Here is a 20368-nt window from a genome sequence, read left to right as displayed (position 1 = left end):
GATTACCTCCTTAATTTCGGATCCAGTGCATCCTGTAATCCGTCTCCCAACACATTGAATGAAAACATAGTCAATGATATGAATAGTGCAGGAAAGAATAAACGCCACCAGTATCCTGATAGGATCGTAGATAAACCGTCATTGGCCATCACTCCCCAGCTTGCATAGGGTGCTTGAATGCCGAGTCCAAGGAAGCTCAAGAAAGCTTCAGCAAAGATCGCACTGGGTATCGTCAATGTCATTTGTACGATAATCGGTCCCATTGTATTAGGAAGCAGATTCTTTCTGATGATTCGTGCGGTTTTCGTCCCGAATGTCTTTGAAGCCAAAATAAATTCATAGTTTTTAATCTGAAGCACCTGTCCCCTTACGATCCTGGCCATTCCGATCCAACCGGTCACCGTTAAAGCTACGATGATCGTCAAGAGACCCGGTCCCATAACTACCATCAATAGAATGACGACAAGCAGATATGGTAACCCGTATAATATTTCAACAATGCGCATCATGACATTATCCGTTTTACCGCCTTTATAACCTGCAATGCCACCGTATACAATCCCGATCACAAAGTCGATAAGCGCTGCCATGAACCCTACGAACAACGAAATTCGTGCACCATACCAAGTACGGGTGAATACATCTCTGCCCATATCGTCCGTACCAAACCAGTGTTGACCAGAAGGCGGAAGATTTTGATTTGAGAGTGTTTGCTTAGTGACGTCGTGTGGAGAAATAATCGGGCCGACGACCGCCATAATGATTAGAGCAGTTAAGAATACTAATCCCAGCATGGCCAGTTTGTTTTTCATGAGGCGCTTCCAGGCATCCTGCCAATAGGAAAGACTGGGTCTAACCACTGCTTCAGCATCCTCTTTATTCCTCTTCTTGGGTGCGAACCATTCATCCCTCACATCTGGAGTCTCGAGTGGCTCTTGTTGATTTGGGACCCCCATCATTTTGCCTCCTTCTTGTGTAACTTTATCCGTGGATCAAGGAAACCATATGCCAGATCGACTAAAAATAACATGACAATAAGAAAGGCACTGTAAAATACGGTTGTTCCCATAATGACGGGATAATCACGTTGATTGATGCTTTCGACAAAGTATTTTCCCATACCCGGAATGGCAAAGATCTGTTCAATGACGAAGGTTCCTGTCAAGATTCCAGCAGCAAGTGTACCCAGGACAGTGACCACCGGCAGCAATGCATTTCTCAACGCATGCTTAACGACAATCTTGAATGGTGACAATCCCTTAGCGCGTGCTGTCCGTATATAATCCTGAGTTAACACTTCCAGCATACTCGAGCGGGTAAGACGTGCAATGATGGCCATGGGCCCTGTGGCTAATGCAAGAGTGGGCAGAATCATATGTCGCCAGCTTGTCCATGTGGCAACCGGGAGGATCCCCCACGTTACAGCCACTTGTTGAATCAATAATGTCGCCATGACGAAATTAGGGATTGAAATGCCAAGCACGGCAAATGTCATCGCCATATAGTCAATGATTCCATTATGCTTAAGGGCTGCTAAAACCCCCAGGATAATTCCCGAAAGCACTGCGATGATCAGTGTTGTCATACCGAGTTCAAATGAAATCGGAAAGCCCCTCCCCAGCAGATCGTTCACTGTTTGGGATGGCTGCGTGATAGAAGGACCAAAGTCCAATGAAATAAGCGACTTTAAATATAGAAAATACTGCACCATCAGAGGCTCGTTCAAATGATAATGGGCTTCTAAATTTTGTTGTACCATTTCACTCGTATTCCGTTCTTCATTGAAGGGGGATCCGGGTATGGTGTGCATCAGGAAAAACGTTAACGTGACAATCAGCCAGAGGGTTATGACCATGGCTAGTAATCGTTTCAATAAATATGTACTCATTGATCAAACACTTCCTAACAGAATGTTGTTCTCATCGCGAGTTCAGTCATGACCAGCATGGCTCTATAGGCTTCAAGGATATCCCCGGCCTCAAATCTCACAATCGTTGTATCTTCTTCATGAATGGTACCCGGCATGAGACTTGCCCACTCCGCCTGTCCGTAATTTGCAAACTCGATACGTAAAGTAGGATGTTCAGGAGGAGTGAGTGGTTGTACATTTTTCTTATTATGTATCGCTTCTTCTGTTTTCTTTTTTAATAATTGTTTTGATTTCTCCGGGGTTAGGCTCTTCGCAACAGAACGGGAAATCGTGTCCTTCACCACGGCAGTTGTCACATTTGGAATTAATGCTTCTGCTTCATGTGCAGCCTGATCATCCCCTGCAACCAGTAATACAGGAACACCGTAATACCCTGCCACATATGCATTGAATCCCAGTTCACCAACGGCCACATCATTGATGTACATGTTTCTCACCCCGAAGATCATGGAATGGGACATCACCCCTTTCATGGAAGCCCTGGCATGATAACCAACAAAAAAAGCCCCATCAAACGTCTCATCCAGTCCTTGAACCATGGAATATGGTTTCACTCCACCAGATATCAGCTTCGTTTCAGGGTGCAATTTCTCTATTAACAAATTGTTCATTTGTGAATGACTGTCATTTACCAATACCTCCTGGCAGCCCGAATCAAATGCAGCAGTCACAACGGCATTCGCCTCTTCTGTCATTATGATTCTTGCGCGTTCATAATTATTCTTATCTGATGAGACATGAGTATGATCCACCAGTCCTGTTATACCCTCCATATCAACTGACATATATATGTTCATACGTGTTCCCTCCTTTCTTAGGAAATATTTATTAAATTTTCTTAATATTATAATTATTATAGCATTTAATTACAATAATTTTTTGAATAAAAAGGAATATATTCCTATTTTCATAAAAAAAGGAAGTATGGACTATAAAGGGTTATTTTCAACTGTATATTTCGCATTAAAAGAAGACGAAGTAGTTCAATGGAATGATAAAATCTGATAAAAATAAAAAAATGCGCTGGATTTCATAATCGAAATCACACCGCACTCTTTTTCTTTGTATATGTCAAATATCATTGAAGTAAAGTATTCAATGGAGGACCTAAGACTTAGCTTTATTTTATTGATATATTATTTATTTCACTGATAAACGTCAATCGAATTATGTTTATTAGAAAAAGACCTGGAGTACTTATCTCTCCAGGTCTTAAACTCGGTGCATGTATGTTAGCTTATTTTATTCATCAATTTTTCTGAGTGCTGAGAGCCCATCTCTGCCACTAAATCAAGTAATTCTGCTTTCGTTGTCTCATCTAGGCCTTTATAAATAAGGAAAGCTTGCGTTGCATCAGAAGTAATTAACTTTCTGTATAACTTTGAGATCCTTTTACTCCTGTGGGTGTCCATTAGATCCTCCTCTATAAATCCTTTCTGTTATTATAATAAATATAAGCTTGTATTTTCAATATATTCTTCAAAATTTAATTATGTAACAAAAATGAATAAATCTATGTAAAGTCAACCTTGGAGGAGAAAATAATTTTCTTAGACCTTTAACCCTAGGTGATTATCTTAAAGATAAATCAGGTGATAACTTTCCGAATTCTAATGCTTCGAGGATGATTTCCTCAGAGAATCCTGTATACTGAGAGAGCATTTGAATGGTAATCTTCTGGGAAGTACGGGAAGCCTGGTTTCTTGCCATATAGGTTTGATACAAAACAATGGAGTATCTGTCATGTATATTGAGCAACGATCGTCACAGCTCCTATTATTCTCTCCTCACAAGGTCGCGGGTAAAGGTTAACTACTATTTACCCAAAGATCCATTTTGAAAACGTGGCTGTGCAGTTACATTTTAAGCTTGATCATTTTTTCACTGTGAATACATATTGCTTATATTCACCATTTTCGGAAGAGAGCTTTAATATATTCCGATCATCTGGAATTCCGTTAAAAAAAGCCCCGATTGCACCTGTTGTGCATCTGTGCCCGGAGATCAGGATGTTCTTATCTTTCTTCCCATATAATGTTTCTAACTCTGCCATAAAGTGTTTGATCCTTTTCATGAACTCCAAAGGATCTTCCACCCCACTATAGGAAGCTGAATCAGGCAATGGTCCAACCATCTTCACTTCCCTTTTAAAAAGTCCATCTGCTTCCCCTAAATCATATACATCCAACCTGGAGTCTGTGATGCATGAGACCCCGACAGCAATTTCAGCCGTTTCCTGTGCTCTTTTCTGTGGAGATGAAAAGACGAGATCGAAGCTGATATGATTCAGTTGTTGTTTTAAATTTCCGGCTTGTCTGATGCCTTCTTCATTTAAAGGGAGTCCTCTTCTTCCTTGCAGCCTCCCTTCTTTATTCCAGTCCGTTTGACCGTGTCTTATAACGTAGATCATGCAGCTCCTCCTTCCTTTATTACTTACCATTCTTCCTCTTCTGCACCTCCATATGGATCACCAGATAGGTAATGCCTAAAAATCCTACTATGCCAAATATGCCTGCGATGATTCCTTGTACCGAAGATGTAAGAATTGTAAATCCCATCCCAATACTAAATCCTGTGATAAGAAGAAGGAGCCAATGGGCGTATCGATTGATGAATTCGGTCATCATAGTCCCCTCCAAAGCTTTTGTATACTCATTTTAACATAATATTCCAAAAAATACCCTAAAAAATAAGCCATCCAGGAGGACGACCCATTTTTTTCTAAATATTTTCCAAAAATAATCTTACAACGTCTGCTCCACCGATGACCGTTCCCAGTGTACTTCCTAAGTTGGCAAGTACGACAATGAGCAGGACGCGGGTTACTTTATTTCGCCAGAATCCTTTTATGCTCAGAACATCTTCAGGGAGGGAGTCAAAATCGCCGACATTGGGTCTGCGGAAATAGGCTTGAACGAAACCTGCAAACCAACCCGCTGCCAGAAGCGGATTCAAAGATGTGATAGGTGCTGCGACGAATGCTGTTAATATGGCCAGTGGATGGCCTAAGCCGATGGCTACCCCCAGTGCGGAGAATCCCCCATTCCATAATATCCAACTGATACCCTGCTGTATGCCTGCATCCGGATTTGAAATGAACGTGTAGGCAATGACGGCCAGGATCATGATAGGGATGGTCCACCCGATGATCTTTGGCCATTTTGATTTAGCCGGTCGTTCATTGAGTTTATCCAGGTTATGTTCGTTATGGATTTCTTGCGTGATACCCGGAACGTGAGCGGCACCAAGGACGGCTACAATCTTATCGCCGGGTGCTTCCTTGATTTTTTGGGCCAGGTATTGGTCACGTTCATCAATCAGAGGTGTTTTCAGTTTCGGAAACACCTGGGTGAATTCATTCAACATCGAATCAAGCATATCCTGTGATTTGATTTTCTCGAGTTCTTCCTCAGTAATCGTATCAGTGCTGAAAATGCTGTATATGATTTGGGTTAACAGCTTGGCTTTCCCACTTAAACCGACGCTGTTCCATATCCGGGAAAATGTCACCTGGATGTTGCGGTCAGCAAGGACAAGTTCTGCGTTAATTTCTTTCGCGGATTCAATCCCCTGAATCATCTCCTGTCCCGGTTTGATGCCGAACTGTTTGGCCATTCTTCGCTGGAAAGATCCAATCGCAAGGTTCATGAGCAGTAAGGTGGCTTTCTTATCCTTGATTACTTGAAAGATATCTGTGTCCCTCCACTTATCTCCTTCAACGATGGATTGATACCTCGGTTCGTCCAGCTCAACACACACAGTATCCGGGCGTTCAGCTTCTATCACTTCTTTCACCTGCTCAGCACTCTGACGTGACACATGAGCGGTTCCGATGAGAATAAATTCCTTGCCATCCATATGTATTCTCGTAACATTCTTTTCGATTTCTGTCATCATCGTGTACCTTCCTTTAATTCCGTTGACTTGCGAATAAATTGAATCTACCTCACTATGATAAACTAGTTTTGGCAAAATTTAAATAAATACTGATCAGAATCGTGAAAGATCTTGATTCTGATGTTGGGCTAAAATATATTGGGCAAGTGAAGGGTAGAGATAATGAACAATATTATCTCTACATAACCAAAAAGAACCCATCAAAAAGATGGGACCCCAATATCATGATTACCATTTATTTCTCTTTTCACACACAGCTTCACTCACCACATCATACATCGCTTCAACCCCTTTAGAGGAAGCTTCAAATTGATACGCACTTCCGATGTCGATGCCGATATTCATTGCTTCTTCAGCTGCATTGATATTCGCTCCCAGAAAGAGGAACTCCCAATTGTATCGTTCCTGTTGCTGATTGATAAGATCCTTCACCTGACTTTCTGAGAACTCCACGCTGGCGTTTTCCATACCATCGGTTGTGATCACGAAGATGACTTTACCCGGTCTTTGCCCTTCAGCCATACGGGATAGGCGATGACCCACTTCGATGATCGTTTTACCTACAGCATCCATTAATGCTGTGCACCCTCTGACGAAGTACTCTTCCTTTGTTAGCCGTACCTTTCCAGCCTCCACCCCACACCATAACTGCTCGACCTTGTCATCGAAGAGAACGGTCGTGACAAGTGTTTGCCCGGACAGCTTGCGCTGCTTCTCGATAAAAGAGTTGTAACCTCCAATCGTCTCTTTTTCAAGTCCACTCATTGATCCGCTTCTGTCTAATAAAAAAATGATTTCAGTATATTCTCGATTCATTTTTTCTCATCCTCTCCATATTGTTTCTGATATAATCATAACCACAAAGAGGATAATATGGGTCGCTTTGTAAGCGACATTTGGAGGTGATGGAATGCTTAGCGAACAGATTCTGAAGGAGCTTCGTGATTTTGTGGAGGCAAGCAGAGACGTCCGGTTATATGATTTACATAAGGAAGAGCCCCTTATAAGTGATGCTATGTACGCAAATGAGCTGGAAATGTTTATTGAAATGCATCATTCGGCGTCTTTTTCAGAAAGGCTTTTTCAGCATATCGATGAACTGGGTCTGACAGATGCTTCCGTTTACAAAACAGCCGGAGTAGACCGGAAGCTTTTTTCCAAAATAAGATCGATTCCTGATTATAAGCCCAGTAAGCGGACAGTCGTAGCCCTGTGTCTTTCTATGAAATTGGCAGAGGAAGGTACTGTAGATATGCTGAATGCCGCAGGTTTCTCCCTGTCCAACAATGACCGATTCGATCTCGTCATTCAGTTTTGTTTAGAGAAGGAGATTTACGACATCGATGAAGTGAACCAGGCATTGTATTCCCTCGGGTTAAAACCATTATGAAAAAAGTAGAGTGCCGGATTCGGCACTCTACTGCAACTAATATTTCTTTTCAATTCTCTCCTGTAATGTTTCAATTTTTTCCGGAAGTACATAAAGGTATTCTATCAAACCTTCCAATAACTCTATGAGCAGCCCGGCAGTTTCATCGTCTATTTCCCGTTCCAATTCCAACATTTCATAAAATGCTGATTTGGGATGAACAAGATGGCTGAGGGCCTGGATCGGCTTTGACAGATCTACATTCTTCGGCAGCTGGTCGAATTGTTCAGACAGGGATTGACCTGATGATTGATCACCATTGAAATTCTTCAGGACACTCTCTAACACGCGTTTTGACATTACGGCCGTTGCTGAGTTATCTTTGGACTGGCTAACATTCAATGCAGAACGGAACGAACGGACAAGGTCCTGGGGGATCCGTTTATTCCCCTGGATCTGATCTAAAGGTCCATTTGTAGCCAGTGGATCATAAATATAAAGACCCGCTTCCTCCTTGTGATGAATCGAATCATCATTCAACATGATAACGAAAACAGCCGGTTTCTTACACTCCGAACAGTTTGCCTCTGCGAACAGCCCGGTTTTATTCACTTGATAGAAGTTGGCTTTCAACACAAATTCACTGGTCTTGGAGCAACTTGGACATTGACTTTTGACTTTCTTAGGGACTTTTTGATATCCGTACTGAATGTGAGACAATATGGATCCCGGTAAAATTTCTCTCATGTGAACCTCCTAGAAAATGCACCTCGAAAAATGAATTTTAATTATTATGAAAATTTTCGTTAAATAAAAAAGCGCTTTCCTTATATCAAAATTATACCTTTGCTAGGAAGTATTACAAGCTTAAATAACAGGAAAACAAGAATTGTGATAATGGGACTAAAGATGAGTAAATGGTGTTGAACCCCACTATAACCGTCACTTTCCGGTCAATCTGTGTATACCTTTTTCTACTTCCTGTACCAGGGAATCAATCAGTTCGTGTACATAAACGTCCTTACTCAGCCGCGGGCTCTGGCCAGACCATAATGACATGAATTCAGAGTTTTGTTGATTGCCGGCTTCCCTTCTTAATTCTTTCGTTAATGCGTTTTGTACAGGATAAGGAAGGATTTGATTTTCGTACTCTTTCATTATGTTTATGAATGAGTTTGTTATGCCCCTTGCCGGTTTACCGCTGAATGCTGATGTCATGGTTGTACTTGTTTCTTCAGCTTGTAAAATGGCTTTTTTGTGTATGTCTTTTGCACCACTTTCTTTATTTGTAAGAAAAGCTGTACCCATCTGAACGCCTTTTGCACCCAGAGCCAGTGCGGCTATCACACCTCTTCCATCCATTATTCCCCCTGCAGCTATGACAGGTACTTCTACAGCATCCACCACTTGTGGAATAAGTGAGAACGTCCCAATCATCGATTCATCGTATGTACCAAGAAATGTACCCCTGTGACCACCCGCCTCGCTTCCCTGTGCGACGATCAAATCCACTCCACATTCTTGATTGATCAACGCTTCTTCCACCGTCGTTGCAGTTCCAATCACTTTAATGTCTTCCTTTTTCAACTCTTTCATTATTTCCTTTGGCGGAATTCCAAATGTAAAGCTGCAGACAGGGACTCTTTCCTTTAAAATTGCTTCAATCTGTCTTTCAAGATCAATTTGTTTTATCGTGAATGGACCATCATTGAAGAGATTCAACTCTTTCTTAAATGGTTTCAGTAATTCTTGCATTTGGTTTAATTGTTCTTCAGTATATTCCGGTTCCTCGGGAATGAATACATTTACCCCAAATGGAAGGTTCGTTTGCTTTTTTACTTGTTTGATATTTTCATTGAGGTCTGTGACAGACATATAGCCTGCCCCAAGGGTCCCAAGCCCCCCGGAATTTGATACAGAAGCAACCAGTTCAGGGGTAGTGACCCCTCCAGCCATCCCTGCTTGGATGATAGGATACTTTGTACACAGATTCTTCGTTACATCGTTCTGATACCACATATTCTCCCTCCTGTTTCTATCATACATAATGTGATTCTATGTTGAATTATGTCAAAGGAAAGCGTGTAGTACAACTCATTCGAGTCAAAAAAGCATTCAAAGCAGCAGATGCCTTGAACGCTTTTTCGACTTATTTAAAGGAAGTAAAATTTGATACTCTTTTCATGAACTCTTCATATGAACTAAAATGCTTATTCCATGAGTTATACCATTTCCGAATGGTCTCCAATAGCCAAAACGGTACGGCCCGGCCATCTATAAGGTGGTAATGATCTTCGTAGGCTTTCTTTAAATGCTCCCATCTGAAATCATTTCCAGGTTGGATATATTCCGATACATCAATGATTTTCGCTCTGCCATTTTGCAATAAAATGTTTTTCAGGTGAATATCACGCGGATTCAATCCTTGATCTCGAACATATTGTCTTGCATTTTCAACGTCTTCAACCACTTGTTCAGGAATATTGATCCCCTGCAGCAAACAATCAAAAAGTGTTGGTCCTTCTTCAAAACTTAACACCAATAAAGTATCATAAGCTGCATAGCAGGTGGAAAAATAAGGGGAGTCTCCGATGGTTTGATAGACTTTTTCTTCACTTTTTATTTTAGGTCTCTTATCTTCAGCATACAATTTGAAAGCAAATTCAGGTGCATAAATGGATTGAAAGACTGCCGCGTCTGTCCCGACGCCAATGCATCGTAACGTTTCATCACCACCATGGATAGTGACAGGCTCGTTATTTGCATTTGAAGACACGGTCATTTGAGATAAAGAAGGTAGTGCGACTTCCCATTTATTATCCATAGGCTCTCCCTTCATACGATTGAACTCTTTTAAAGATATGAACTGAATTCGTACCTTATTCAGGATAATATAGCATCAGCCCATTTCAAATATCAACTCAAAGCCTTCTTATCTTCCTAGTAATTTTAAACAATTTCTGATTGAACACTCCCGTATTCCCTTTTCCCACGTGTTTCCTAACCTGCTTTAACGGCGTCAACCTTCTGCTTCAGCTCAGCGCCTTCTTTTCGCCTATCCAATTCTGGAGAAATGATTTTTAAAATGACCGTACCAGAAAGTCCAATGGTGAGAATGATCCCGGCCATGATGTTCGATGGAAGAATTGCTCCGAGTGTTACGGTGACGGATGCAATCAGCATGGACAGGTTAAACTTAAGCCCGTTAAATGCCATATAGGAGCTGCGGGCATCATCAGGGGGAATGGCTGCCATATACGATTGCTCTACCGGCACGCGGAAGACTTCTCCGATGGTGAGTACCCCCATCATCACGAACAGGATGAACACGTTATTTGAATAAGCAAGTACAGCATACCCGATTGAAAAGAAGAAACAACTCCACACTAAAACGGTCTTATCTTTTAACGAATGTGGAATCCTCGTGATAAAAAGCATGAGGATGACGACCAGAATCGTATTTTCACTTCGAAGGATACCCATTGTTTGTACGCCGTCTATGTCCCAGAATAGGAATGGTTGCGAAGGCATCTCTTCACTTAGTCGAATGCCGATGTAATTCGTGAGCTGGAACTCCATGGACAGAATAAGCACACCTGCAATGGTAAACAGGACAAATAGCTTGTCATGCATGACTTTTCCGTAGTTTGAAATAAGTTGTTTAACATGCTGAGAGGGTGTTAACTCGGATTCCGACGCTGCATAGCTCTCATCAATGAAGAATGCCACCAAGGCTGCGGTAATGGACGATGCAACACTAAGTGCAAGAAAGAGCTCGAAAAGGTAATCCTTGAATAAGAAGGCCCCTATGATTCCTCCGATTGCGATGGACAGATTGTTCGCCCAGTAGGTGATCGAGTACATAAGCTTCCGTTGTGAAGGTGTGCTGACATCGATCATCATAGCCTGATTGGCAGGTCCTGCAAGGCCCCAGCAAATGCTGTTGACCGTCATCATGGTAAAGGTGACAACGGCTGATTCATACCAGGGAGAGTTACAAACCATCATGGTGAGGAAAGCCAGAAACCTGAGCGATTCTGCGAACAACATAATTCTCTTGCGGCCAAATTGATCTGCAAAATATCCGCCAAGAAAATTGATTCCTATTCCTACAAACACATTGATCAAAAGTAATAACCCTGCTACCTTTGTTCCAAAATGAACGGCCAGGTAAATCGACATAAACGGAAAGATCATGCTCCCAATAAAGCGGCTCATAAATGTTTCAATGATACGTATTTTAATATTTTTATGGAAATCTCTGAATCTCATATGTATTCCTTCTCTCTATAATTGGACGGTTGTTCATTTCATTCATCTAGAATCTTTGTCAGCCTAGAGATATTAACCCCCAGTGCTTCTATTATTTCTCGACAAGTGATATCACTTACCTTTTCCTTGCCTCCTTCAAGTCTTTTAATCGTTTGGGTGGATACATTTGCTCTTTTGGCCAGTTCTTCTTGAGTCAGTTGAGATTTTATACGGAGTAGGGATACAATCTCTCCCATGTTTCGTTTGACCATAGGCGAATTCCCATTCGCAAAACAGGAATTAATGGAGTTGCAAAATTTCTTCATGTCATTCATAGGTGGTTTCCTCCAACATTTGGTAAAACAGTATTTACTAAATATAAAGAAAGTTCTCCGTATTATCAAGGGGGATAAGTACATTTCTATTTATACTATATTGATTTTACACGGGCATATCATCGTCATTTTAGATGAAAGGATATAAGACTTTAGGATGAAGTAAGGTAGGGGGAGGGTAGTTTTTATGGTGAATGCTTTATAAAAGAAAAAAGCACCATATAAGATGCTTTTTACTGTTTTATAGATATTTATAATGCGAGGAATAAATCCCATCTAAGTGAATAATAAACGGTGCCGATGCCTACGAACACGACGATCAGACCGATGATATTTTCTATGAACTTTTCTGGTAACTTAATGAATTTAAGTACCGTATATATTAGTGTGGTAAGCGATATGGTGACTAACGAAACAATAGCAATATTAATGGCAACTGTTTTTACTGGTTCTGTTAATAATTTACTGAATTCTAACAATTTAGACCCTCCTGATTTGATTCAATTCCAGTGCGCTACGCTGAATATGTAGTATCAAGAAGACTATTATACTAGAAATTCCATGAATTTAATAGTGGTAGCTTTGCCTAAATAAGTATGTTAGATGAGGGATTTCCCCCTTAGAAAATTAAAGGCTCCTTAAGCAACGTGGTAAATCAGACAAGTCATCAATCACCGCATCAGCATGCTTTGCATCGGTCCTATGGGGGTCTCTTTTCCAGATCCCCTTCATCCCTACTTTTTGGGCACCATACACATCATACTCAGGATGGTCCCCGACAAAAATGCACTCTTCAGGTTTTACATGTAATCTTTTTATCGCCTTCTTAAAGATTTCAGGATCTGGCTTTCTCAACCCTTCCCATTCAGAAATAAGAATTTCTTGAAAGTAAGGCTCGATTTCAAGGGCCAGTATATTGTCCATTTGAAATCTGCCGAAACCGTTCGTGATCATCCCCAATTGTATACCACAAGCTTGTAATTCATCCAGCATATTAATTAAATGGGGAAACGGTACACAGCTGTGTTTAAATTGACTGATATAATCGTCGAGCAGTTCCTCCCAAGTCAGTTCCTGAATTGAAAACTCCTCGATAAGCTGCTTATACACCCTGTCTTTCCACACATAACCCCTTTGATCCAATTCAATGAATCTGGATGTATATGAATCTTTCGGGATATGACGGAGCCAATAGTAGAGTCGTTCATATTGGTGTGTGATGAATACTTGGACAGACGCATCCCTGTTTAAAAGCGTCCCATCAAGATCGAATAGTGCAGCTTTAATCATGAGACAGCCTTTCCCTTCCTAGCTTTCACAATCAATGTCGTAGGTAAATAATTTGCTTTATCAAAGCTATACCACCTACCGGTATGCCTTTCCACATCTTCTTCAGATAAACGTACCTCTTCCACCACCTGTTCAATCATAAAGCCATTTTTGATAAGCGCATTCAAATAGGTGCTGACTTTGAACTGCTGCATAATTGCAGGATAAGTCCACGCCTCGTGATCATAGGGACCTTCCTTATGATAGGACTGTTTGAGAAGGAGGTCTTCCCCCTTTTGATAAACCCGATTATAGAATGGATGCTCCCAACTGAATACGAAGATGCCTCCTGGTCTAAGGTAAGAGTATATATTGGCAAGCGTTTGATGAAGGTCGGTCGTCCAACCCAGAGCGTAAATTGAATACGCAATGTCAAAATACCCCTCAGGTATCCCGGGATTCTTTTCCATTGGAGATTCAAATAATCTGACATGATCGTCAGAGAGTAAATTCCTTGCGGCCTCGATTTGACTATGGGAAAGATCCAGGCCCCATAGCTCACCGGCTAATTTATTCTTGATGTATTTGAGAGAATGTCCACTTCCACAGCCGATATCTAATACCCTTTTATCCTCAACCTCCCCAAGGAGTTGTAATTCATCTTCAGTAGGGGCAAGAGGTCCGTATTCCGGCAGGGGATTTCTACCGTAGAATCTAGGCGCAGCCTCTTCCCAGCTCTGTTTATTTATAGCAATGGCTTTTGTATTCATATGGGATTCCTCCTATTCTATCTAGCTTTACACTTTTTTTATGGCAGGTATACTTTGTGCAAGAGAAAGAATCTCCCCATACACTCCGTTCCATCCGGAATAATAATCGGCTACTTGATCTGGATCGATCCAACATCGCTCAGCAGATTCATATTCTGCTTCGAATGGATATATTTCTTCAACGTCCACTCTATAAAAAAGTTGAAAGCCTACTTTAGGATAAGGGCTTTGTTCATTCCATAGGGGATTATCATGATGATCCACAATCAGATAACCCAAAAAATGAGAAGAGCCGGATACATAGGCTTCCTCCATCACTTCCCTCTTCAAGCATCCTTCAGGGGACTCACCCTTTTCCAGATGCCCACCTGGAAAGTCCCAGCCTCGCTCATGAAGATTCACCAAGAGCAGCTTTCCATCTCTAAAGCAGAATCCATGCACACTGGTGACTCGTGATGTGTCAGGAAGGATCGAATCTTGCCGCCATGCTAACTTCACTTTGGATTTCCCCCACCATACATATGTAGAATTCATCATTATCACTCCGTTTTACTTTAGACTTTTACGTATATTCCCCGAAAGAGTTCAGTCAGGATTCCCTCGACTTTTTTATGGATGGAAGCATGTTTAATAAAAGCCCTGTCCCGATCGTTAACAGCACTAAGGTAAAGGCACTGAAGAGGGAATTTAAGCTGTAGTCCTGTTCAATACCATCTTACACACTTGAATAAATGCCTGCCAATAGGCCAGTCAAAATAAAAGTACTTATTCTCAACAATCATCGCCCTCCCTTATTTGAATGGAATAGAACTAATTAATGTCCCCCAGATAAACCTTGGACGATTTATTGACTAAATACGATTCTATTTCTTTAGGATAGAGTCTATATTCTTTCAGTTCACTCAAATTAATCCACTCCACCCCTACTTGATGACTATCGGGGTTAGATGGGGTCAGAGCATTGTTCCATTCGTGGATGAGTGTACACGCAAAGTAAAACTCTATTTGATGAAAGCCGGAATCGAAGGCTGCATGTTCATGGTTTTTACCGATATACTCTCTGACATGGATTAGTTCTCCTACTGACACTTCACATCCGATTTCCTCAAGGCATTCCCTTTTTAAAGTCTCATGAAGTGTTTCACCATGTTCCTGTCCACCACCGGGGAAAAGGTAAAAAATACTGTCTTCGTCTTTGTTTTTAGTCAAAAGTAGTTTGTTGTCTTTGATAATGATGGCTTTTGCTGAGTTACGAATCGGCATCGGATCATTCTCCTTCTATTTCTCTTGATTTCACATATGTATAAAACATACTATATGACACTCACTTTCTATTTAGTGGATCTATAGCATTAAAAAAATACTAAATATATACATTTCAATATAAAACCGCTTAAATCCTGCTTTATTCTTAAAAGCAATTGCAATGGCAGGTGTTTTCTTAATTAAACCAAGACTTGAAAGGATGATTTCTTTGAAGGATCCTGCTTTACTGGAAAAAACAGTCCAATACTTTCGTGATAGATACAGGATTCCAGGTATATCGTTGTGTCTGACTGATTCTTCCGGAAAAGACTATATAATGGCAGCAGGCGTTCGAAACCTTCTTCAAGATACGTTATTAGATCCTTATGATCATCAGCGGGTTGGAAGCTTATCAAACATTGTAACAAGTGTGGTGATTTTAAAACTTCAGGAAGAAGGCATGCTTTCACTCGAGCAAACTGTAGAATCCATCTTGCCTGGTATCCTGAAAGAAGGCAGGCGTATATCCGTGAGACAACTGCTCCAGCATACAAGCGGTCTTAAGGATTATTTATGGATGGACGTTGCAGGAACAAAATGTATCCAGCACGCTGTTTCAAGCCCCCGGGATTTTTTTTCGTCTCGAAGTCTTGTCAGACTTGTTGCCAACCACGACCTGGAATTTGAACCTGGTACTGCGTTCAAGTACTCTAATACGAACTTTATCATGTTGGGACTGATCGTTGAAGAATGTTCAGGAAAAAAGTTTGAAGACGCAGTCTATCAATGGATCACCCAACCACTTCAACTGGATAGAACATACTTCCCTTGTTCCAATGATCTCAGGCCCCCCTTTGCCACCGGGCATTCGAAAGCGACGCCCGACCTGACCGACCTGTCAGATGATATAACACATATTACAGCTCTCAATGTTTCAATCATGGGGACTTCAAGGGCACTCGTTTCAAATCCCGCAGAAATCCAAACATTCATGAAGGCCCTTTTTGGCGGCTCCCTCCTATCTCAGGAATCAATGAAACAAATGCTTGTATTTCATGAAACGGATGATCCGAAACAATTTTACGGTTTGGGATTATACAAGTATACGTTTGAAAAAGGAATGGTTGCGTATGGTCATCATAGTGGCATCCATGGGTATGAATCCGTGACACTTTATTATCCCGATGATGAAATTTTTGCGACGGTCATCGTGAATCAGATGCCTGTAGGAGTTGTGACACTTGCTCATCAACTGTTAAAGAGATTTAGTAAATAGATAAACGTTCAGGAAGAGAAGCCTTCTCCCAAAGGGTTCTCTTCCTGAGCTATTTGAGTCATACCGTCCTCCGCCTTCTTCTGTGTACGATTTAATTTACATAATATTATTATGGTTTCTCCGTTGTCATTTAGCCATTTTATTCTTTATTTGTTCCCGGATGTTTTCTAACTCTTCAAGAGATAACCTGTTCAAAGACTTTTTAATCTCATCTTCTAGCTTCTTTTTGTTTTTCTCCCGGTAGCTATCCCACCATTCCCGGAGGTTATCTGTATTCGTAAGAAGATATTCGATATCGATTTCTTCGATTTCATCATCTGATAAGTAGTGAAGCACAGCCGCTAACATCTCTTCAAGCTTTTCAATCTTTTCATTTTTCTGAACGAGGACATCGTTATTTTCATTCTTTTTCATAGGCATATCAGGACCTCCTTGTAAGTGGATAGTCCTTTTAGTATTGCTATTGGTGGGTGAAGTTAAACTCACGTAATTCACAACACCAGAAATTTCGGCATAACTGTCAGTTCCCTACTGATAAATGATGATGACTAACCTTGGCAATGCTAGATTTCTCCCATGAAAACGGGTATTATCCTCTTTTGTCTAAAAGCCCTGTTCCTTTGTAAGGTTAAGCTACCTGGGAATACAAAGAACGGCGCGCCGGTCAAAAGGATACTGACTTGGAGATATTCGAAGAGCTTCATTCGCAATATGACAGGATGATTCACAAGATCATTCATTCTCTGCACATTTACAAAAACAAACCTGAATACTATCAAACCGGTCTCATCGCACTATGGGAGGCACATCAAAAGTTCGATCCGGAAAAAGGAGCGTTTCCTGCTTATGCTTATTCATATATTCGTGGCAGAATACTTTCTCATTTGACAAATGAAAATCGGAATGAAGAAAAAAGTATTTTCAAAGAGACGGAGTTTTTTGACATGATCGAGGATGACCATGTCAACGAAGGACTGGCCGAAGAAATGCTGTTCAGTTACTGTGGGGACTTAACTGCAAATCAGAGAAAATGGGTCTTGTATACTTGTCTGCATATGCTGACAGTCAGTGAAATTGCAGAAGTAGAGAATGTGTCCATATCCGCTGTGAAAAAGTGGAGGAAGGGAGCAAAGGAAAAGGTTCGAGGGATATTGGATATTAACGGGTGAATAATAAGTCGTTTGCTCTAAGATATAGGAGAATGGGGTTTTAAAGGAATCCTCAATTCAAAAGGGCCAAGCGTTTTTGGCCCTTTTGAAATATCTTAGTTAATCGTTACTTCTTTCACTACCGCCATTTCCCTGCCGAATCGGTCACCGTGATCGACAAATCCCAAACTCGCATATAAGCGGTGAGCACCCTGATTTTCAGGATGATATCCTACTACGATTCTATTTATTTCATAGGTTTCTATCATTTCATTCATCATCAGATCTGTTGCGGCTTTTCCGATGCCTTTACCTTGATAATTTTTATCCACCATGATTCTGTAAACCCAATAACCATCCAGTTCTTCAGGTACAGAGTTGAACATTAAAAACCCGACGATTTTATCTTCAACATAAATGGCGAATGGTTTTAAAGTAGTCTCGAATTTCGATTGAGCAATCGAAATGGCATTAGGCTCAATAAATTCCTGTTGCTCCCGGGAAAGTTCCAGTTGACAACATTCATACCAATTTTCTGCGTTTACTTCTGCGATTTTCACTTGTTTCTTATTCAAGTATGTTCCCCTTTCAATCTATGAAGATCTTGTATTTCAGACCATAAAATCATACCATAAATTTCAAGAAATAAGGATAGTATTTTCATTTTTAAAAATCAATAGAAAATTCTTCATCTGTCATTAACTCTTGTACGAAGAAACCTTGGATAGGCAGCGATGGAAATCAAGCCGCCAGCTATTCCGGCATCCTGTCTTGTACAGGATTTCAACTCATAGTTATAGGACGCTTTGAACAACAACAGTCTTTATACTACTCCTTTACTTTCAATCCCAATAAGCTTGCAAACCCGATCGCCTGCTCAGGTGAAATTTCACAACCGGAAAGATTTTCAAGGGCTACATTGATCTGTGTAAACTTGCAAGTACTAATATCAATACCCTTGAGATCAGTCTGAGTGAAGTCAACATCATTAAGATTACACTGATTAAAGTTGACCTTAAGAAGTTCACAGTCAGAGTAATTGGCATGTTGTAATAGGGTCTCGTTAAATATCACGTGTTTTAATCGGGTTTCAACAAAGTCACTCATATTTGCCATGCACTCTTCAAAACGGACATTTCCTAAATGAGCACTGGAAAAATTAACTCCCAATAATTTGCAATCCTTAAAGATGACCCGATGTATGATTCCTTCATTGAAGTTTGCATTCGACAAGTCACAGTTTTCAAACACGACATCTGTCATGTCGATACGGGGGAAAGATACACCGATGAATGAAACATTTTTAAACATTACTTTCGATATCACGAGCTGATCGATTTCTTCCTGGTCCAGTGCAATATTTTCGATCAAACCATTTGATAGGAACGGATCTTCTTCATAATAGATATCTTGAAAATTGACAGAGCTTAAACGAGCAGGGATTTTCGGGTCTTCGACTTTAAATTTTTGCGCCATGTTTACACCTCAGATTATGTTCATTTTGTATAAAGAAACTATATCATGAAGAAAATTGAATAGTAGTCTTGGATTTTTATTAGGCGTGTGTCTCGCAATGATGTTAGTGGTTTATAGTATGAAGCATTGTTGAGTGAGAATAATCGATTTCCACTCTTATATATTTCAAGTACAATAAGGTGGAATGATAAGAAATGGGGTGTTCCTTGTGAAAGTTACAGAAACCAATCGGCTCTCCCTTAGATGGGTGGAGGAATCGGATGCAGGATTTATTTTAACATTATTGAATGAGCCTGGATGGCTTCAATACATTGGAGATAAAGGGGTTCATACTTTGGAAGATGCAAATCGTTATATTTTGAATGGTCCGAGAACCATGTATAAGCAAAAAGGATTTGGATTATTCCTGGTAGAACGAAAGCTTGACCATGCACCAATCGGTTTGTGTGGACTGATTAAGCGAGACGGGCTGGAAGACGTGGATATAGGCTTTGCCTTTCTATCTGACTATCAATCTCAAGGGTATGCGTATGAAGCCGCAAGCGCTACGGTGGATTTTGCTAAAGAATCGGGGATTAAACGTCTGGTGGCGATTACAACAAAAGATAATGACTCTTCTTCTAAACTTCTTGAAAAGTTGGGAATGAAGTTTGAAGGTTATGTGACATTGCCCAATGATACAGAAGAACTGAAAAAATACGGAATCTAACTAATAAGAAATTTAATGAACTTAGTACACGTTTTCAAATATCGAAAAGAGCTGGGTCATAAACCGACAGCTCTTTCCATAAAGTTCATAAATGATAGATCTTGCATGAATGAATAAGAACATGCCTAACCTATACCAGGTAAACGTTCACATTCTATTCGTATAATTTCTTTAATTCTTCCAAAACATAGTTTTCCCTTTTGATCCATCGATTGTTCTCATACTTATCCATCAGCATCTCATTCCCGTCAATGGCTTCATCCAAGGTGATCCATCGGGGAGTGATCTCCAGCTCAGACTCATATTCTTCTAATTGTTGAGGTATTTTATCAAAGTCTGATAGTTCGCAATGAAAATAGTGTGAAGTCATTTCGAACATTGTATCCTCGTCATACAAGTCCATATATCTTTGTGTCACGATACCTAAAGGCTCTTTTACCTGACAATGTATGTAGCCGGTTTCTTCGGCCACTTCCCTTATAAGGGCAGCAGACAGACTTTCATATTCTTCGACTCCGCCTCCTGGAAATTTATAATCACCCCTGTTGGAATGCATTAGAAGGATTTTACCATCTTGTATGATGACTGCCTTAACGGCGGTTCTATATTTCATTTTGTATTCAGTTACCGAGTCTTTTGGTTTTCCTAATACAGTTTCAAACAAAGCAAATGCTCCTTTCCTTCGAGTACTTC

25 protein-coding genes are annotated in these 20368 nt (G+C 40.6%); 4 read left to right on the top strand and 21 right to left on the bottom strand.

Annotated elements, in window-relative coordinates:
* Positions 1-2 precede the first annotated feature (2 nt).
* From V8G47_RS00775 to V8G47_RS00740, 8 genes are all read right to left on the bottom strand, one after another.
* Entirely contained in the window at positions 3-956 is a 954-nt protein-coding gene (locus V8G47_RS00775; protein ID WP_336198407.1) for an ABC transporter permease, read from the bottom strand.
* Positions 956-1888 carry an ABC transporter permease gene (locus tag V8G47_RS00770; protein ID WP_098440406.1) on the bottom strand — a complete coding sequence of 311 codons (933 nt, stop codon included), beginning with the start codon at positions 1886-1888 and terminating at the stop codon, positions 956-958. The genes V8G47_RS00775 and V8G47_RS00770 overlap by 1 nt, the downstream gene beginning before the upstream one ends.
* Before the next feature lie 14 nt (positions 1889-1902).
* Entirely contained in the window at positions 1903-2727 is an 825-nt protein-coding gene (locus V8G47_RS00765) for a M55 family metallopeptidase (protein WP_336198406.1), read from the bottom strand.
* A 775-nt stretch (positions 2728-3502) separates the two neighbouring features.
* Entirely contained in the window at positions 3503-3688 is a 186-nt protein-coding gene (locus V8G47_RS00760) for a hypothetical protein (protein ID WP_034759495.1), read from the bottom strand.
* 115 nt (positions 3689-3803) lie between these two features.
* A complete protein-coding gene (locus V8G47_RS00755) occupies positions 3804-4340 on the bottom strand; it encodes a histidine phosphatase family protein (protein WP_336198405.1) in 537 nt (178 codons plus the stop codon).
* A gap of 19 nt (positions 4341-4359) precedes the next feature.
* Positions 4360-4554: a hypothetical protein gene (locus tag V8G47_RS00750; RefSeq protein ID WP_336198404.1), complete on the bottom strand. Its 195-nt coding sequence runs from the start codon at positions 4552-4554 to the stop codon at positions 4360-4362.
* Between the two features lie 97 nt (positions 4555-4651).
* Positions 4652-5827 carry a TraB/GumN family protein gene (locus V8G47_RS00745; protein ID WP_442970773.1) on the bottom strand — a complete coding sequence of 392 codons (1176 nt, stop codon included), beginning with the start codon at positions 5825-5827 and terminating at the stop codon, positions 4652-4654.
* Positions 5828-6055: 228 nt separating this feature from the next.
* Complete coding sequence (locus V8G47_RS00740) at positions 6056-6643, bottom strand: vWA domain-containing protein (protein ID WP_336198403.1); 588 nt, start codon at positions 6641-6643, stop codon at positions 6056-6058.
* 94 nt (positions 6644-6737) lie between these two features.
* Between V8G47_RS00740 and V8G47_RS00735 the strand changes: the two genes are divergently transcribed.
* The gene (locus tag V8G47_RS00735) at positions 6738-7217 is read left to right on the top strand and encodes a hypothetical protein (RefSeq protein WP_336198402.1); all 480 of its coding nucleotides are present in this window, start codon (positions 6738-6740) and stop codon (positions 7215-7217) included.
* Positions 7218-7253: 36 nt separating this feature from the next.
* Here V8G47_RS00735 and V8G47_RS00730 read toward each other — a convergent pair whose 3' ends face one another.
* The 9 genes from V8G47_RS00730 to V8G47_RS00690 form a co-directional block, all read right to left on the bottom strand.
* Positions 7254-7943: a hypothetical protein gene (locus V8G47_RS00730; protein WP_061809293.1), complete on the bottom strand. Its 690-nt coding sequence runs from the start codon at positions 7941-7943 to the stop codon at positions 7254-7256.
* A 195-nt stretch (positions 7944-8138) separates the two neighbouring features.
* Complete coding sequence (locus V8G47_RS00725) at positions 8139-9215, bottom strand: NAD(P)H-dependent flavin oxidoreductase (RefSeq protein ID WP_336198401.1); 1077 nt, start codon at positions 9213-9215, stop codon at positions 8139-8141.
* A gap of 130 nt (positions 9216-9345) precedes the next feature.
* On the bottom strand, positions 9346-10020 hold the full coding sequence (locus tag V8G47_RS00720; protein ID WP_336198400.1) for a serine/threonine protein kinase: 675 nt from the start codon (positions 10018-10020) through the stop codon (positions 9346-9348).
* A gap of 176 nt (positions 10021-10196) precedes the next feature.
* On the bottom strand, positions 10197-11468 hold the full coding sequence (locus tag V8G47_RS00715) for an MDR family MFS transporter (protein ID WP_336198399.1): 1272 nt from the start codon (positions 11466-11468) through the stop codon (positions 10197-10199).
* Between the two features lie 38 nt (positions 11469-11506).
* Complete coding sequence (locus V8G47_RS00710; protein ID WP_336198398.1) at positions 11507-11782, bottom strand: helix-turn-helix transcriptional regulator; 276 nt, start codon at positions 11780-11782, stop codon at positions 11507-11509.
* Between the two features lie 627 nt (positions 11783-12409).
* Positions 12410-13072 (bottom strand): HAD family hydrolase, encoded by a 663-nt coding sequence (locus V8G47_RS00705; protein WP_336198397.1) that lies wholly within the window; start codon positions 13070-13072, stop codon positions 12410-12412.
* The gene (locus V8G47_RS00700; RefSeq protein ID WP_336198396.1) at positions 13069-13821 is read right to left on the bottom strand and encodes a class I SAM-dependent methyltransferase; all 753 of its coding nucleotides are present in this window, start codon (positions 13819-13821) and stop codon (positions 13069-13071) included. The genes V8G47_RS00705 and V8G47_RS00700 overlap by 4 nt, the downstream gene beginning before the upstream one ends.
* A 27-nt stretch (positions 13822-13848) precedes the next feature.
* A complete protein-coding gene (locus V8G47_RS00695) occupies positions 13849-14319 on the bottom strand; it encodes an NUDIX hydrolase (protein WP_336198395.1) in 471 nt (156 codons plus the stop codon).
* 312 nt (positions 14320-14631) lie between these two features.
* Complete coding sequence (locus tag V8G47_RS00690) at positions 14632-15084, bottom strand: NUDIX domain-containing protein (RefSeq protein ID WP_336198394.1); 453 nt, start codon at positions 15082-15084, stop codon at positions 14632-14634.
* Positions 15085-15247: 163 nt separating this feature from the next.
* Between V8G47_RS00690 and V8G47_RS00685 the strand changes: the two genes are divergently transcribed.
* The gene (locus V8G47_RS00685) at positions 15248-16342 is read left to right on the top strand and encodes a serine hydrolase domain-containing protein (RefSeq protein WP_336198393.1); all 1095 of its coding nucleotides are present in this window, start codon (positions 15248-15250) and stop codon (positions 16340-16342) included.
* Between the two features lie 126 nt (positions 16343-16468).
* Here the strand turns inward: V8G47_RS00685 and V8G47_RS00680 are convergent, their stop codons facing one another.
* Positions 16469-16762 (bottom strand): hypothetical protein, encoded by a 294-nt coding sequence (locus V8G47_RS00680; protein ID WP_336198392.1) that lies wholly within the window; start codon positions 16760-16762, stop codon positions 16469-16471.
* 260 nt (positions 16763-17022) lie between these two features.
* Between V8G47_RS00680 and V8G47_RS00675 the strand changes: the two genes are divergently transcribed.
* Entirely contained in the window at positions 17023-17511 is a 489-nt protein-coding gene (locus V8G47_RS00675; protein ID WP_336198391.1) for a sigma-70 family RNA polymerase sigma factor, read from the top strand.
* Between the two features lie 95 nt (positions 17512-17606).
* Here V8G47_RS00675 and V8G47_RS00670 read toward each other — a convergent pair whose 3' ends face one another.
* Both V8G47_RS00670 and V8G47_RS00665 read right to left on the bottom strand, forming a co-directional pair.
* Positions 17607-18065: a GNAT family N-acetyltransferase gene (locus tag V8G47_RS00670; protein ID WP_336198390.1), complete on the bottom strand. Its 459-nt coding sequence runs from the start codon at positions 18063-18065 to the stop codon at positions 17607-17609.
* 253 nt (positions 18066-18318) lie between these two features.
* Positions 18319-18966, bottom strand: a complete 648-nt coding sequence (locus V8G47_RS00665) for a pentapeptide repeat-containing protein (protein ID WP_336198389.1) — start codon at positions 18964-18966, stop codon at positions 18319-18321.
* A 208-nt stretch (positions 18967-19174) separates the two neighbouring features.
* Between V8G47_RS00665 and V8G47_RS00660 the strand changes: the two genes are divergently transcribed.
* The gene (locus V8G47_RS00660; RefSeq protein WP_336198388.1) at positions 19175-19675 is read left to right on the top strand and encodes a GNAT family N-acetyltransferase; all 501 of its coding nucleotides are present in this window, start codon (positions 19175-19177) and stop codon (positions 19673-19675) included.
* 154 nt (positions 19676-19829) lie between these two features.
* Here the strand turns inward: V8G47_RS00660 and V8G47_RS00655 are convergent, their stop codons facing one another.
* A complete protein-coding gene (locus V8G47_RS00655) occupies positions 19830-20339 on the bottom strand; it encodes an NUDIX hydrolase (protein ID WP_336198387.1) in 510 nt (169 codons plus the stop codon).
* Between the last annotated feature and the right edge of the window lie 29 nt (positions 20340-20368).

Source organism: Rossellomorea sp. LJF3, from assembly GCF_037046045.1.
Classification (GTDB): domain Bacteria; phylum Bacillota; class Bacilli; order Bacillales; family Bacillaceae_B; genus Rossellomorea.
This window is presented reverse-complemented; position numbering and strand designations above follow the sequence as displayed.